Origin of the sequence: Neobacillus niacini NBRC 15566, from assembly GCF_001591505.1 — a bacterium.
GTDB lineage: Bacteria > Bacillota > Bacilli > Bacillales > Cytobacillaceae > Neobacillus > Neobacillus niacini.
Genome location: NZ_BCVA01000035.1, coordinates 49,554 through 65,143, shown reverse-complemented (window position 1 = coordinate 65,143; position 15,590 = coordinate 49,554). Strand labels below are relative to the sequence as shown.

16 protein-coding genes and 1 pseudogene are annotated in these 15,590 nt (G+C 40.0%); all 17 read right to left on the bottom strand.

Going from position 1 to position 15,590, the window contains the following annotated elements; translation table 11 throughout:
* Positions 1 to 491: pseudogene (locus tag BANA01_RS21090) on the bottom strand (NADH-quinone oxidoreductase subunit C); the annotation flags it as partial.
* Positions 492 to 494: 3 nt separating this feature from the next.
* Positions 495 to 1,007 (bottom strand): NuoB/complex I 20 kDa subunit family protein, encoded by a 513-nt coding sequence (locus BANA01_RS21085; protein ID WP_063254614.1) that lies wholly within the window; start codon positions 1,005 to 1,007, stop codon positions 495 to 497.
* The gene (locus BANA01_RS21080; RefSeq protein WP_063254613.1) at positions 998 to 1,372 is read right to left on the bottom strand and encodes an NADH-quinone oxidoreductase subunit A; all 375 of its coding nucleotides are present in this window, start codon (positions 1,370 to 1,372) and stop codon (positions 998 to 1,000) included. The genes BANA01_RS21085 and BANA01_RS21080 overlap by 10 nt, the downstream gene beginning before the upstream one ends.
* Before the next feature lie 827 nt (positions 1,373 to 2,199).
* Positions 2,200 to 2,325, bottom strand: a complete 126-nt coding sequence (locus BANA01_RS30670; protein WP_268875103.1) for a hypothetical protein — start codon at positions 2,323 to 2,325, stop codon at positions 2,200 to 2,202.
* Positions 2,326 to 2,398: 73 nt separating this feature from the next.
* A complete protein-coding gene (locus BANA01_RS21075) occupies positions 2,399 to 3,166 on the bottom strand; it encodes a GntR family transcriptional regulator (RefSeq protein ID WP_063254612.1) in 768 nt (255 codons plus the stop codon).
* A 120-nt stretch (positions 3,167 to 3,286) separates the two neighbouring features.
* Positions 3,287 to 4,114, bottom strand: a complete 828-nt coding sequence (locus BANA01_RS21070; RefSeq protein WP_235847196.1) for a PfkB family carbohydrate kinase — start codon at positions 4,112 to 4,114, stop codon at positions 3,287 to 3,289.
* A 7-nt stretch (positions 4,115 to 4,121) separates the two neighbouring features.
* The gene (locus BANA01_RS21065; RefSeq protein WP_157411845.1) at positions 4,122 to 5,000 is read right to left on the bottom strand and encodes a carbohydrate ABC transporter permease; all 879 of its coding nucleotides are present in this window, start codon (positions 4,998 to 5,000) and stop codon (positions 4,122 to 4,124) included.
* Between the two features lies 1 nt (position 5,001).
* Positions 5,002 to 5,886 (bottom strand): carbohydrate ABC transporter permease, encoded by an 885-nt coding sequence (locus BANA01_RS21060; protein WP_063254609.1) that lies wholly within the window; start codon positions 5,884 to 5,886, stop codon positions 5,002 to 5,004.
* A gap of 94 nt (positions 5,887 to 5,980) precedes the next feature.
* Entirely contained in the window at positions 5,981 to 7,258 is a 1,278-nt protein-coding gene (locus BANA01_RS21055; protein ID WP_063254608.1) for an ABC transporter substrate-binding protein, read from the bottom strand.
* 209 nt (positions 7,259 to 7,467) lie between these two features.
* Entirely contained in the window at positions 7,468 to 8,442 is a 975-nt protein-coding gene (locus tag BANA01_RS21050; RefSeq protein WP_063254607.1) for an SIS domain-containing protein, read from the bottom strand.
* Positions 8,443 to 8,601: 159 nt separating this feature from the next.
* Positions 8,602 to 9,243, bottom strand: coding sequence for an HAD family hydrolase (locus BANA01_RS21045; protein WP_063254606.1), 642 nt, complete (start codon positions 9,241 to 9,243; stop codon positions 8,602 to 8,604).
* Positions 9,244 to 9,393: 150 nt separating this feature from the next.
* The gene (locus BANA01_RS30010; protein ID WP_169803731.1) at positions 9,394 to 9,558 is read right to left on the bottom strand and encodes a hypothetical protein; all 165 of its coding nucleotides are present in this window, start codon (positions 9,556 to 9,558) and stop codon (positions 9,394 to 9,396) included.
* A 16-nt stretch (positions 9,559 to 9,574) separates the two neighbouring features.
* Positions 9,575 to 10,723, bottom strand: a complete 1,149-nt coding sequence (locus tag BANA01_RS21040) for a Ger(x)C family spore germination protein (protein ID WP_063254605.1) — start codon at positions 10,721 to 10,723, stop codon at positions 9,575 to 9,577.
* Between the two features lie 176 nt (positions 10,724 to 10,899).
* On the bottom strand, positions 10,900 to 12,462 hold the full coding sequence (locus BANA01_RS21035; RefSeq protein ID WP_063254604.1) for a spore germination protein: 1,563 nt from the start codon (positions 12,460 to 12,462) through the stop codon (positions 10,900 to 10,902).
* Positions 12,463 to 12,496: 34 nt separating this feature from the next.
* Positions 12,497 to 13,588: a GerAB/ArcD/ProY family transporter gene (locus BANA01_RS21030; protein ID WP_063254603.1), complete on the bottom strand. Its 1,092-nt coding sequence runs from the start codon at positions 13,586 to 13,588 to the stop codon at positions 12,497 to 12,499.
* Between the two features lie 143 nt (positions 13,589 to 13,731).
* The gene (locus BANA01_RS21025; protein WP_063254602.1) at positions 13,732 to 14,142 is read right to left on the bottom strand and encodes a F0F1 ATP synthase subunit epsilon; all 411 of its coding nucleotides are present in this window, start codon (positions 14,140 to 14,142) and stop codon (positions 13,732 to 13,734) included.
* A gap of 21 nt (positions 14,143 to 14,163) precedes the next feature.
* On the bottom strand, positions 14,164 to 15,585 hold the full coding sequence (gene atpD, locus BANA01_RS21020; protein ID WP_063254601.1) for a F0F1 ATP synthase subunit beta: 1,422 nt from the start codon (positions 15,583 to 15,585) through the stop codon (positions 14,164 to 14,166).
* Between the last annotated feature and the right edge of the window lie 5 nt (positions 15,586 to 15,590).

The window sequence follows — 15,590 nt, the reverse complement described above, 5'->3', positions numbered from 1 at the left end:
CTTGCTTCCGCTTCAGCTGCTGGTTCTTCTGCCGGCGCATTGCCTGCCGCTAACTCCATCGCTTTCCGCTTTGCCGCCGCCGCAGCTTTTGCTTTCGCTACTGCTGCCGCTTTCTTTTTCGCAAGGTCGTCTCCCTCACTCGAATCTTCAGCCGCTGGCGTTTCTTCTGCTGCTTCAACCGGAGCAGGAGCCTCTTCCTCCACGATACCTTCTCGTTTCTTCTTTGCTAATGCAGCCGCTTTAGCTTTCGCCGCTGCTGCTGCCTTTTTCTTCGCTAGATCTGCACCATCTTCTGCTGGTGTTCCCGCTGGCTGTTCTGACTGGGCTGGCAACTCAATCTGACTAAGCGCTTGTTCAAAAGGTTTGCCCTCCTGCTTCGGAGACTCTTGAGATTCTCCTGCTGCCTTTGCCTGGCGCTTTGCCAACGCTGCCGCCTTCGCTTTCTCAGCCGCTTCTCTTTTTAATTGATCGAGATCCTTCTCCCCGCTCATCGGTTAGATCACCTTCTTCCCAGTCTTCGCCTCATAGCGAATCTTTTCCTTTAACTTATTGATTCCATAAATTAATGCAGCAGGGTTTGGTGGGCATCCAGGGATATATACATCAACAGGGACGATTTGATCGACACCCTTCACAACAGAATAAGATTTCACATATGGACCTCCTGCAGTTGCGCAAGATCCCATCGCAATCACCCATTTCGGCTCTGGCATTTGATCATACAAACGGCGAACAATCGGGGCCATCTTCTTCGTAACTGTCCCAGACACAATCATACAATCCGACTGACGTGGAGAAGTTCGGAAAATCGTCCCAAATCGGTCAAGGTCATAGTTTGCTCCACCCGTACCCATCATTTCAATCGCACAACAAGCCAGACCAAATGTCATCGGCCACAACGAATTACTGCGTGCCCATGCTTTAATTTGCTCTAGCGTTGCAAAAAACACATTTCTTTCTAATTCCTTCATTTCCTGTGGTGAAAGGTCATCTAGTTTTAAGTCCATCGTAGCACCTTCTTCTTCCAAGCGTAGATTAAGCCAATCAACAGCATTACAACGAAAATCAGCATCTCAATTAATGCAAAAACTCCAAGCTTATCATAGGCAACTGCCCATGGGTATAAAAATACAGTCTCTACATCAAAAATAACAAACATAAGGGCAAAAATATAATAGCGGACATTGAACTGTACACGGGAATCGTGAAATGGATCAATACCGCTTTCATATGTGGTATACTTCTCGACACTCGGCTTATGAGGACGCAAAAACTTACCTAAAAATAACGCCACCAACGGCAGCAGTACCCCAAGACAAAGGAACACAAAAACTATCAGATAATTATTCTGATATAAATTCAAAAGTTCCATGCCCATCCCCTCCAATGTTGTAAATTTTCATAACAATGAAACTTGTAACCGATAACATTATAGCATTGTTACAATCTTGTGTCGACAACACCACCTATTAAAAATTGGAATTTCTATCGCCGCAAAACTTCCCATGCCAAGCGTTTGGGAGCTCGCTCACAAAAACGCCTTGGCATGGGAAGTTTTGCAAGCTTACGCGATAGCGGAAGCGCAATGTGCGTTAGCACATGGCGATAGAAATTCCAATTTTCCGCTCACCCTGGTTTTAAGACACAAAGATCCCACCCCCTGAGCGTTGCGTGATCTCGCAGAAAAGGCTCCCTGAAATCACTTCAGAGATGACGCAAAAGCGAATTGTTAAACCTTGAACTTAGGTGCACGTGATCTGGAGCGTGAGCGGAAGATGACGTGCATAGTTACAGGCTCACTGTAGCCACATGTTCCCTATATCGACATTAAATACCAAAAATCTACTATTGTCAGTGAGAATTGTCATAAAAAATACACCAAATCGTACCCCAATATACTAAAACTTCATTTTACAATCCAGCAAACACCTGCAATTTATCTAACAACTATGTACAACCCATCAACACCATCATATTCACAATATACCAAATCATTCTAAAATTTCTATTAAAAAGGAATAAATACAATCAACATCCTACTAAACTCCTATAAAACCCAGTCATAAGACTGGCCATCCTCATTTTCTCCCCTCTTAAACACCCTTGCAAAACCCCTTCTCCGATTAAGATTGCACATAAATCAATCATCTGCACCTCTTACCTGCCATTCCACCTCCCATACCTTCCTAAATCTCTCCCTTACCTGCATTTTCCTCTTTTTATCTGCCAAAACCCTTTGTTTACCTGCATAATCCATTTGCTTACCTGCCTAACCAATTCCACCATCTTTATAACGCCAAAAAAGCCAGTCGCAAGACTGGCCATCGTCATTTTCCCCCACAAAGTATGCCAAAAACAACAAAGACCCATGCCACAAGCTACAGGTCTTTATTGTAGATTATTCCGTTAAATCTAGATTACTGTCCATATCGACGTCAATATAGAAGTTTACCTTATTAGCCAGGAGATAGTAAACGGAGTAATGTACCGGTCTTTCATGATCATCCTTGATTAATTTCTTAACTTGAATGACGGTTTCCATTCGAGAGACTTGAAGAAGCTTGCTTAAATCTTGAGGAGGAAGAATAAACTCCATTTCCTTCCGCGCTTTGCCGAAATTTATTCCGTAATCATCATGTATAACTTTAAAAGTTGAAACATTATCCTTTATTTTTTCTGAAATGCCAGGGTATATATCACACGGTAAAAAGGCATAGTCAACACTAAAGACATTATTTCCATCCTTTATAAGTCTTACAAGTTTCACCACTTCAAATGGCTCATGACGTTCAAAATACTCCATAAGCTCCTTGTCAGCGGTTTCAATTTGATTAACTAAAATTTCTTTCGTGAAACTGCCATCGCCTGTCGCTACTGACAATTCCGAAAAACCTTGTAAATTAAGAATATGGATTTTTTGTTTCACGTTTTTGACAAAGGTCCCTTTTCCATGAATGATTTCAATAACCCCTTCACTTGCAAGTTCCTTCAGCGCTCGCCTAATGGTAATTCTGCTTGTATCGAAGGCTTCACATAATTCCTTCTCATTCGGCAGTCTTTGGCCAGAAACAATTTTTCCCGTATTAATCATTTCCATAATGCCATGCTTTACCTGATCATACAAAAACACCGGGCTCTCTGTTTCAACAGACTTTTCCTTATTCATAAGTTACCTCTTCTTAGATTTACTTTTAATAGTAATTATAATAAGAAAATGATTATAAAACTATCCTTTTACTTAAAAATAATAGCCTTTACCTTATGGCATTAGGCTATATCAAATGTACTATTCTAAATCCTTTGGGTAGCCGAACCCACCATAAAACCCGCAAGTAATGCTAGCTCGTTCAGCAGCAAAGACTAAGGATTCCTTCATATCCTTCTGATTGTAGAAGGCTGTTAAAAATCCAGCGATAAAACTATCACCTGCTCCCATTGTATCAACAATTTCAGTTTCAAACACTTCTTGACTATACCTTTTACCTTGGTGGAGAAAAATAGCAGGCTTGGACCCTCTGGTAATACCGATTGTTTCCAAACCATATTTCCCTATACTCTCTACTAAATTCTCCAGTTCCTCATCACTTAAATGAGCTCCTGAGAAAAATCCATGTTTGATATAAGGGCACACCTTTTCAAGCTGGGCGGCATTATATTTATCAGAGAAATCGTAGGATAGGTTAATATGCTGAGCTAAGCCCGGTAGTTCCTCTTCCATTGAACTATAGCAGCTAGTATGAGCCACATCAAACTCTTTAATATATTCATAGTCCTCAGGGGTAAGTTTTAATTTTAAAATATGTTGAACCGTATTCTTTGGTCCGCCTACAAATACACGATCGCCATCCTCACTAAGATTTACGCTTGGTTGTCCACTAATTCCTTCTGCCACACGCGAACGATGATAAGGAATACCTTCCAGCTCAAGAACGCTTTTTAAATGATCTGCTTTGTCGTCTGTGGCAAAAATCCCAATATAACTGACACCCTCCGCACCTGAACGCTTACAATTTACAGCGACATTGACACAGTTACCTCCAGGATAATACTTCCCCTGATCCAAATAACAATCTACCACATTATCTCCAATTGCAATAATCTTCAACGTGCTCATCCTTTCTTTAACCCTTTACAGAACCTTCAGATAGACCTTGAACTAGATACTTTTGCAAGAAAATTAATAGCGCAATCATTGGAAGCGAAGCGAGTACCATCCCCGCAAGGAGCACACCCCAATCAGTTCGTAAGGCATCTCTAAAGTTCATTAAACCTGATGGAATTGTTTTTAGTGTTTCTGAATCAATAAAGATTGTGGCAAATAAGAACTCATTCCATGCAAAGAATGCAGTCAATACAATCGTCGTCAACAAAATTGGCACGGACATCGGCAAATAGATTCTTCGATAGATACCAAATTCAGTACACCCATCAATAATGGCCGACTCTTCCAGTTCTTTTGGAATACTTAAAAAATATCCTCTCAAAAGCAAAATCGTTAAGGGCAATCGATAAGCGATATACGTTAAAATTAGTGCCCAATGAGAATTAATCAAATCTAGCGAAGTAAGGATATTAAACAATGGAATTAAGGCAACCTGTGGATTCATCATCATTCCACCGATAGTAAAAATTAGCGCAATGTCAATCCATCTAGTCTTATATCTGGCCAGTACAAATGCCGCCATCGAGCCAATAATTAGAACTGCAATAATGGTTACACTTGTAACGAATAAACTATTCATAAAATAGCCGGATATATCTTTTGACCAGGCAAGTGAGTAGTTTTCAACAAGCCAAGTACTTGGTAACCCCCAGACATCATTGAAGATCTCATTATAGCTCTTCATCGAAGAGATAACCATCCAAAGAAGCGGATAAAGGATGACGATTGCAAATGCCGCTAACATTAACATGGTAACAAATTGGCCAATACTAAATTTCCGTAGTTTCCGAGATGGTTTTATTACCTTCTCCACAGATGGTTCTATTACCTGCTCCATGTTAATCATCCTTTCCCGTACGAGACAATTTAATTTGTATTAGCGCCAGTACCGCTGTCAAAATAAAGATAATAATTGCCAGTGTGGAAGCATAGCCCATGTTATCCTTCACGAATCCAGTCTGATACATATGTACAGACATAACCGTTGAACTGAAACCTGGTCCGCCATTCGTCAAAATATAAGGTTCGTTGAAAACAAGCATAGATCCAGTAATCGTAATTAACGTGTTTACAAATATTGCTTCTTTTACCTGTGGTACTGTAATGCTGAAAAACTTTCTAATTTTTCCAGCTCCATCTATATCAGCAGCTTCGTAAAGCTCTTTCGGAATTTTCTGAATCGCAACGATAAATAACAGGGTAACAAACCCAATACTATGCCATTGTGACATCGCAATGACGGAATAAATGGCTATCTCAAAATTGCCTAGCCATACCTCTTTTAGGTTTTCTAAACCAATTAATTCAAGAAAACTGTTTAAAAGTCCCATTTGCGGGTTGTAAACAAACCCAAAAAGTAAAGCAACAACAGATATGGAAATCATAACTGGCATAAAGTAAACAACCCTAAGGAAAGGGGCTACTCTATGAAATAATTTATCTTCCAATATATAAGCTAACACTAAAGCAAGACCCACCTGTAGGACCACAGAGATGATCGCGTACTTTACATTGTTGAGAAGTGCAACGCTTACAACTTTATCGGCTAACAGGGCTTTAAAGTTTTCAAAACCAACAAAGGTTTTTGTTTGAGAGAATACTGAAAAATCAAAGAAGCTATTGTAAAAGTTTTGTATCAGCGGAATATAGACAAATACGAGCAGCAAGGCGATGCTCGGCAATAAGAATAGTACAGGGATAATATTAAATTTCCTTCTTTGCATTGACCCCACCCCTAATATTTTCGACTCGTTTGTTAGATTCCCCCAAGATTCTTAGGAACACTGTCCTCGAATCTTGGGGGAAGGGGAATTCCTTCTACTTTTTCAAACGTTTTGCTTCAGCTTGTACTTCCTTCATAATTTCTTCAGGAGTCGTTTGCTCATTTGCTAATGTCTGTCCGCCTCTCATGAAGATATCGGCAATATTAATATTAACAGCATTATCAAACCACGGTGTTGTTGCAGAAGCATTTGTTACAATTTCATACGCTTCTAATCTGGCAGGAGAAGTATTGCCTTCATCAACCGCACCCTGTACAGCATTCAATTGTCCATCTGTTTTCGTGAAATCGTAAGCCGTTTCTTCAGATGTTAAGAACTTCAAGAATTCAACTGCTTCTTTTGGTGCATTCTTACTTAACATCCAACCTTCAGGTGCACCAGTAAGTGCCTTAGAATCACCTTTACCACCCTCGATTTCAGGGAAGTCAAAGAATCCGAAATCTTTTAGACCTTGATCTTCTACCATTTTAACTTCCGCAAACTGCATGTATACGATTGGTGCTTCACCACTTGCAAACATATTCCTTGCAGCTTCGTGATCAATCGCAGTTGATAGATCTCCCATGTAATCAGTAAGTTCCTTGAAGATTTCTAATCCTTTAATATAACCTGGATCTGTAAACTCACCTGTTTCAACGTTATAATCCTTTGCTGTTACTGAAGGATCAACAACCCTTTGAAAAATAGTTCCCATGTAATGAGAAATCGCCCATCCATTGGTCAAACCTTCTACTAACGGAGTTTCATAGCCAGCATCCTTTAGTTTATCTAGAACTGTGATAAATTCTTTATACGTTTTAGGGACTTCAAGATTATTTTTCTTGAAGGCTTCCTTATTATAGAAGAATGCCTTTCCGTCAACCGTAAACGGTACACCATACTTCTTTTCATCAAATGTAAAACCGGCAAATTGAGACTGAATGAAATTTCCTGCCCACTCAGTATCCTCTGCTAAAATATCATCCAGCGCCATAATACGATCAGATGATACAAGATTTTGAGCAAATGAGTCAGACCAAGATGAGAAAATATGCGGAAGATCGTCGTTGGAAACTAGGACTCTAATTTTCTCTTTGTAGGAATCGTTTAGAACAGAATTGACATTAATTTTAACACCTGGATTTGCTTCTTCAAATTCTTTGATTTTCTGATCATAGAAAGATTTCCGTGGTTCATTCGGCCATCTATGGAAGAAATCGATTTCCACAACATCTTTATCCGTTGATTTTTTTTCTTCGTTTCCTGCTGAGGAGGAACACGCTGTTAATGCTAATAAAAGAACTGTCATGAAAATTGCTAAAAACTTTTTCATTTTTTCACTCCCTTTAAAATATTCAAATTATTATTGTTAAAATAATGAAATGGAGTGAGTTCAATTAAGTGTCCTAGTCAACAAAGTAGATTAGATTAACCTTCAACTGAACCTTTTCCACTTGTAGATTGTGTCCCATAAGTATATTAGAAAATCTTCCTTATAATCTATCATGTTGAACCCGGGTTGTTAAGACTAATATTTCTAGATTAATATTCCATTTTCCACATATAGCGTCTAACTGAAAGCGGGTGACCTGTATGCTCAGCCAAACCATCTGCATATTGACGTAATACAACACCTGCAAGAGCTGGACCAAAGTATTCTTTAAGATCTTCATCAATACCTGTGTAATCCAATTCCGCTACATCAACAACCTCAACTTTTTTACTGAATTTCTGTGCAAAGTCAATTGCTCTTTCATCTAATGGACGAGTAGCGCCTTCTCCTTTAATAATTAGGAATGGAACATCAAAGTCAGTTGCTTCAAATGGCCCGTGGAAGTATTCGCCAGTATGAATCGCATTAGAATGAATCCATAACATTTCCATTAACAAGCAGCTAGTAAACGAATATGCCTGATGATAGTAAGCACCACTACCCATTGTATATATCAGTTTATCGCGCTTGTACTCACTTCCAAATTGGAATGCACGATCATAAGTCAGTTTTCTGTTTGATTCAAAAAGAGTTTCTAAATTATTTAATTGATTTAATACTCTTTCGTATTTTTCACTTGGTGAAACCGCATTCAAAATACCGAAAATTAAGCTGTAGTAAATGCCAGTTTCTCCGTCAATCGCGTCTGAGCCATCCTTATAGTTGTAATGAACGGTATACTCAGCTTCTTGACAAAGTGGAGAATCAACTTCCATAGAAATCGCAATCGTTACTGCTCCTTTTTCTCTTGCAAATTTAGCCGCAGCAACTGTTTCTGGTGTAGTTCCTGAATGTGAGCGAAGGATAACAACGCTTCCTTCACCAAGTCCTGGTGGGTTTACATGAACAAATTCATTAGAAGTATAAACTCTGCTTGGAATCTCAATTTCTCTGTTTAAGAAATAATCCCCAGTAGCAAGGGATGCCATCGAACCTCCACAAGCTACAAAATAAACATTCTTCACTTCTGTTGCTTTAACTGCATTGATTGCAGCCGCAATTTGGTTAACATGTTCAGTTTTCATTTACTTTACCCCCTAATGTTATATGACATCATATGATGTCTTATTTGTAGTATAAACTGGCTTATCTAACAAGTCAAATACTTTTAAAAATTCAGTTAATTACTTTTTCCCGACAAAGTCCGACAAAACCATAAAAAAAACCCCTATTTTAAATAAGGGCTACTCTAATATCTCTATCACTTTTTCTAAATCTTCAATAATTTTATATGCTTTTTCCTTCATTTCCTCCGTAGGTTCAATCAAATCAGGTACCAATATACAACGAATCTCTGCCGCACACGCTGCTTTCAACCCATTTAATGAGTCCTCTAACACTAAAGCAGACTCCACCGGCTCTCCGGCAATTTTACACGCCTCTAAAAAGATATCCGGATGAGGCTTACCATTTTTCACTTCATTCCCACTAATATAAAAATCAAAGCGATCTTCAAGGCGAGTCAGCTTCAAGTATGAAATAATTGTTTCCCGTGTACTGGAGGAAGCAATGCATTTCTTCAAGCCCCGCTGATCAAGGGCATCTAGTAGTTTTATGGCTCCCCGCTTTATACCAACACCATCGTTCGCTATAATTTCCTTAAACCGCTTACGATAATCAATAATGATTTCTTCATATGGAAGTTTCCCTTCATACATTTGCTGCATTACTTCCCGTGACTTACCGTGCGGCAGCCCGATTAACTGTTTATAGTTCTCTAACGTAAATGTAAAGCCTCTCTTCTCTACCGCTTCCTGCAAGGCTTGAAACGATGGCCATTCCGTATCAAACAACAATCCATCCATATCAAAAATTACTAACTTCACCTTTTATCCCCCCAAATTTTTCCCCACAATGCACATATAACATCATAATACGTCTATGTCAATAATCGAACCTAATGCAAACATACTAGAAAAGGTTAAAACCCCTAGCCAGTCCACCGACCAACAGGGGTTTGATTTATAAAACATCAACTAAATAAAAGACCGTACCACCATCAAAATACTTAAGGCCAATCCGATTAAAGCAAGAAATGAAAACACCGCTAATTCTTTCTTTTCCCCTTTTCGTACTAACTGTGGAATTTCCCATGCAAAAATTACCCCGAAAATGAGAATCATCAAAAATATCTTAAGCATTTTTCACTCCTCTTTGTCATTTAACTAAACCGATTCTTCTTATTAAGGCTTTAGAATGGATCGTCACCTTAGTTTGAGGAAATTCCTTTTCCCAGTTCTCTTTATAATCTGTATTCCAACCTTTTGGATATTTCTTATAGATCGCTTGTCCAAAGCCAAGGATGTCTGAACCGAACTCCTTTTGTGCCTTATCTATGACCAGCTCAACCTTTTTTCTGATTTTCTCCTCCGCATATTTTTGGATCTCCTCGATTGCCTTTGTTTCGAAGAGATTTAACTTTGAGTCATTTTCGATTACATTCAATTCTGTGACCACATTTACGTCCAGTTTTATTTTCCCTCCTTTTAGGATGGGAACAATTTTTGTTTCTGCACGCACGATCTCCATACTAATGTTACCCCCATCTTGGTCATGAGGGATTTTAATACTAATTACACCTTCTTTCATTTCATTACGAAGCCATAAAAGTCCTCGGGTTTCATCCTCTTCCATCCAGCCTGCGAGCTTGTCCCCTTTAAACACAGCAATTCCATTTAATGCCTGCGTCTTCCCTGATTTATTTTTTGTATAAACCTCTAATGGCTCTAAGGTAAACTGAGAGGCAAATGGTTCTAGTCCCTCTGTCAGAAGCATATTCATAAAATCCCTGACATACACTTTTATCCCCACGCCCATCTTGGCAAGCTCTCTCGTTTCCTCCGCTGAAATATTCTCGAAATGCGGCATACTACTGATGATTTTCGAGGCTTCCCCCTTCGTAAACATAATAAAACTGTTAATTCGGGGCTCTGAGTACCTTGTATGGAAATCGACAATATGAAAAACTCCCTTTTTAGCTAAATCCTCGCCAACCAAGAGAATACGGCTTTGTGAAAAAAATATCTTTCTTGGCAGCTTACCTTGAATATTACGGTATGCTTCAGAAACTGTTGCACCCGTTTCCGAAATCATAAGGGTACTTTTTCCGCCTGTGCCGCCTGTGCCTCCGGTTACTAATTTTGAGGGAACGGCCACTTGAAGGGTTAAGCGAATTTTATCTTCCTCGACAAGGTCTAAGCCAATGGCTGTCACAATGGCAATATCGTTTATTTCAACCCGGTTCCAACAACCTGATAGAAAAATCGGTGTAATTCCCCAAATTAAAAGCAATTTTATCACTTTCATTATGACCATCCTGTCCTGTTAAAAGGCTTTTTCCTCATATAATGTTGTTAAAATCTTAAAGCCGATTTTAACGTGGAAATATCTATTTTGTGCTTTAGAATGGGGTTTGCTGGCTCTTTTCTTATTAATTTTTCTAAAAAGGAGTAAAGATGAAGAAAAGAGCCTTTAAAAGCGAACTAATATTTTCGATTCCGAGGGTTTAACCGCTTCAAATTCCTTTTTCCTGTTTCATTTGGACGTTCACTAATCATCCACCATGGAACCCGAATAAATATATCCTTAAGATTGTTAAAATGAAAGGGAGCGACTGGAGACATATACGGCACACCAAATGACCGAAGTTGCACGAGGTGAACCAGTATAAAGAAAATCCCCAGCAGGATACCGTAAAATCCCAGCGTTGCCGCTAAAAAAATCAAAAAAAAGCGAAGGAGGCGAATCGCTCCAGTTAAGGCGTAACTCGGAAACATAAATGAAGCAATCCCAGTCGTTGCAACGACAATGACCAATGGAGCAGAAACAATACCAGCCTCAACCGCTGCCTGCCCTACCACCAATGCACCGACAATACTGACGGTTGACCCAATCGGTCTCGGCAGCCTGAGTCCTGCTTCTCGCAGCGCCTCAAAAGTTATTTCCATTAACAACGCTTCTATCACCGCTGGAAACGGCACCTTTTCCCTTGAGGCCGCGACACTAAATATCAGATTCGTTGGAAGTAATTCATGGTGGAAAGTGGTCACCGCAATATAAATGGCTGGAAACAATAGAGCAACCGCTAAAAATAAATAGCGGATAAACCGAATAAATGAAGTCATGATAAACCTTCCATAATAGTCCTCAGGTGAATTCATCATTTCGAAAAAAGTAACCGGAACAATTAGGGCAAATGGGCTGTTGGCCACCAATATCCCGACTTTTCCTTCGAGAAGATTTCCAACCACTCGATCCGGCCGTTCCGTCTGCAGCACCTGAGGGAACAGTGAAAAGGGCTGGTCTTCGATAAATTCGACAATGTAGCCGCTATCCTCAATGGCGTCAATCTCAATTCGTTTTAATCGGCTCCGAACTTCCTCTACGATTGAAGTCTCGGCAATATCCTCCAGATAGGTTATCATCACTTCCGTTTGAGAAATGCTTCCAAGCTTCATATATTCAAACTTTAGTTTCGTCGTTTTTAACCGTCTGCGAATCATACTTCCATTTGTTCGGATATTTTCAGTAAAGCCTTCTCTCGGGCCTAGGACGACAGCTTCCGAAACGGGTTCATCAACCGAGCGCTGCTCCCATGACTGCTCGCTAATGAAAAGTGCTTGTTTAGAGCCATTCATGAGCACAACCGTTCCACCTGCTAAAATTTGATCAATGACCTCTCGGAAGGTCGCCCCTTGACTGACTTGTGCAGAACTAAGAATCCCTTTCAAGTCATCTATGTTGATATCTACATGCTGCGGTAATTTTTCGTTAGCCGTTACTAATGGATGAAAGACATGTATTTCCAATCTTTCAATACTGACTAACCCATTAAGGTATAAGATGACCACCGAGTTCATTTGGTTAATCTTCATTTCTCGATAGGAAAAATCAGCTGCCCCTTCAAAAAGCTGTTTGATCCGGTGAAAGTCATTCTCCAGGCTGCCCGTTAATCCCTCACTGTTACCCTGATCTTGAACGCTTCCCTCCCACATAAAAGCTTTTGTTTTAGCAGTTAATCGTTTTATCTGCCGAAAAAGTTTCATTGGCAGCACCACCTATCATAAAATGAGCCTTTAGTTAACTTAATTTTTTTCGAATAAAAGCAATACACAGGAAAAGAATAGGCAAAATGATTTGTAAGATTGTAAGTACGTAGGGAACATAAAATTTAAATCCAAACTCGATATGTTCCACATAACTAGAGGCAGATACGAGTGACAGCGCTGGGATAATCGTCCCTAATCCAAGAAGAACGGATCGATACTGTTTTAACCTCAGTAATTGAGAAATGCCGACAGCTGCAGCAAAAGTAAACACCCCTACCTTGAAAAACACTCCAGCCACCATCATTAAAATAACAAGTGCATCAAAACGCTCGAGAAAATCAGCTACCGAAACCATTTGCGTAGCCGCTAGGAGAGAAAAAATATCCCTGCTATAAAATTCTGGCCCTAATACAGAAATCATCATAATCGAGTTAATCGTTAGTAAGATACCACCGATTAAAATCATTGATAATCCAATTCTTCTTGTATTCTTTTTATTGCTCAAATATGGAAATAACATCATAATAGCCAAGGTTTCACCAAACGGAAAATTAATCGCATTAGGAATGGCCGTTTTCAAAACCGGCATGATCCCCATTCCCATAATAGGCGTGAGATTTTTGATACTAAATTGATCTACGCTTAAGAGTAGAATCCAAATAAGAATGAGAGAAAAAATATAAATAGGAAACACAATTTCCGCCATTCGGGCAAATGTTTCCACTCCCCCCCGCAAGCAATAAATCATCAGCACCATGAAACTTGCAATCACAACAAAAATAGGAGTTTCAGATAAAATTGTCGTAACAATAAGGTCGCCTAATTCCCTGCTAGCTCTCGCGGCAGAATAGGTAAAATGGGAAATATACAATAAAATGACCGGATACGCGAGAAACTTTCCGATCACCTTAGGAAGTATTTCAACCAGTGAGTCTCCAGGATAGTAAACAGCTAATTGCGTATAAACGGCCATAAGAAATAAACTGCTTGTCATACCAACTAATATAAAAATCCATGCATCCTGCTTTGCATCTAAGCCTAACCCTAAGATCATTGCAGTCCCTAATACATAACCAGTCATTAAATAAAAAAGTTGGAGTCCACTTATTTTTTCCGTATACATGGTATTCACCCTCAAGCAGGCTCAGCTATAATTTGGAAAAAAGCCTTCCAATACTTACTATTTTCCATTAAGCACCTAGTTATGCATACAACAAAAAAACCCCTGCAGTCCAACAGACCAACAGGGGTTTTGTTTGATATTTATTATTGTTTTCCTGTAACCGTTAAACGGTTGACGGCACGTTGCAGAGCTAGTTCAGCACGGCGGAAATCGGTATGTTCCGCTTTCTGATCTCGCATACGCTGTTCAGCACGTTCTTTTGCTCGTAGTGCACGTTCAACGTCGATATCCTCTGCTTTTTCAGCGGCTTGGGCTAGGATCGTTACTTTGTCAGGACGTACTTCTAAGAAGCCGCCGCTCACAGCAACAAGATCCGGTTCTTTGCCACCTGACTTCTTGAGGCGTACAACCCCAATTGCAAGCGGAGCAACCATAGGAATATGTCCAGGTAAAATACCTAGTTCACCACTTTGAGCCTTGGTACTAACCATTTCCACATCTGACTCATACACCGGGCCATCGGGAGTAACAACACTGACTTTAATCGTCTTCATTTTTTACCCTCCTGACAGGCTTTAGGCCTCTACACCCATGCGTTTTGCATTTTCCACTACGTCTTCAATACGTCCAACTAAGCGGAATGCATCTTCTGGAAGGTGGTCATACTTACCTTCAAGGACTTCTTTGAAACCACGAACCGTTTCTTTTACAGGTACATAAGATCCTGGCTGTCCAGTAAACTGTTCAGAAACGTGGAAGTTCTGTGATAAGAAGTTTTGGATACGACGTGCACGAAGTACCACTAGCTTATCATCATCAGAAAGCTCATCCATACCTAGGATTGCAATGATATCCTGTAATTCACGGTAACGTTGTAAGGTTGATTGTACTTGACGAGCAACATTATAGTGCTCTTCACCAACGATTTCAGGTGACAATGCACGAGAAGTTGATGCAAGTGGATCCACCGCAGGGTAGATACCCATCTCAGAAAGCTTACGCTCAAGGTTCGTTGTTGCATCTAAGTGAGCGAATGTTGTAGCTGGAGCCGGATCTGTATAGTCATCGGCAGGTACATAAATCGCTTGAATAGAAGTTACAGAACCTTTATTTGTAGATGTAATACGTTCCTGTAATTTACCCATTTCAGTAGCAAGCGTTGGCTGGTAACCTACGGCAGAAGGCATACGGCCTAATAGCGCAGAAACTTCCGAACCTGCTTGTGTGAAACGGAAAATGTTATCCATGAAGAAAAGAACGTCCTGTCCTTGCTCATCACGGAAATATTCAGCCATTGTCAAACCAGTCAAAGCAACACGCATACGTGCTCCTGGCGGCTCGTTCATTTGTCCGAATACCATCGCAGTTTGCTTGATAACGCCTGAATCTGTCATTTCGTGATAAAGGTCATTACCTTCACGTGTACGCTCACCAACACCAGCGAATACCGAAATACCGCTGTGCTCTTGCGCGATGTTATTGATTAATTCCTGGATTAATACGGTTTTACCTACACCGGCACCACCGAATAGACCGATCTTACCACCCTTAATATATGGAGCAAGTAGGTCTACTACTTTAATCCCTGTTTCAAGAATTTCTACTTCAGTAGAAAGATTTTCAAATGTTGGAGCTTCGCGGTGAATCGAATCATGGCGCTCACTCGCTGGAATTTCCTCTTTAAGGTCAATTACTTCACCTAGTACGTTGAATACACGTCCAAGTGTTACGTTCCCAACTGGTACAGAAATTGGAGCTCCTGTATCAACAACATCCATTCCGCGCATTACACCATCAGTGGAAGCCATTGCAATTGTACGAACCGTATCATCACCTAAATGAAGGGCTACTTCTAGGGTTAAGTTAATATCAACTTCTGATTGATTCTGCGCTTTGTAATCGATACGTAAAGCGTTATAAATCTCAGGAAGCTGACCGTTTTCGAACTTAACGTCAATAACCGGACCCAAAATCTGAAGAACGCGTCCTTTGTTCATTTTTT